Below are 461 nucleotides of genomic sequence, written 5' to 3' on the forward strand. Positions count from 1 at the left end.
GACGCCGACCTGTACGCCGGCATTGCGGTTTTTGCCGTCCTGATGTTGGCTGTCTTGGGCCGACTGCAGCCGGATATCGCGTGCGGAATCGAGGCGGATGGTGTCGCCCGCGGTAATGTTGCTGCCTTGGACGGTAATGTCGCCCTCGCGGCTGCGGATATTGATGTCATCGCCAGCTTTCAGGCTGCTTTGTTGGCTTTGGCGGTAGTGTTGGTTTTGCTCTTTGCCGGCGGTTTTAAAGCCGAAGCCGGCTTCGACGGACAAGAGGACGGCGCCCTGCTGTCCGGTTTGGTTTTTGACGGCGTCGGCCACTTTGCCGACGGAATCGGCCAGCTGGTAGGCTTGGGCGCCGGCGGCTAGACCCTGCAGGGCGCGGGTGCGGTCGTCGGCTTTGCTTTTGGCAGCACCTTCGGCAGCGTTGACCAGATCGATCAGCGGTGAGGAGATTTTGGCGAAGGTGC

Annotated in this window: 1 protein-coding gene; it reads right to left on the reverse strand. The window is 61.6% G+C overall.

What is annotated here, in order from left to right; translation table 11 throughout:
* The coding region (locus ACTHTJ_RS10835) for a hemagglutinin repeat-containing protein (protein ID WP_440360993.1) at positions 1–461 on the reverse strand (461 nt) is incomplete at both ends.

The sequence above is a fragment of the Neisseria sp. P0018.S001 genome (assembly GCF_051957355.1).
GTDB classification, from domain to species: Bacteria; Pseudomonadota; Gammaproteobacteria; order Burkholderiales; family Neisseriaceae; genus Neisseria; species Neisseria subflava_A.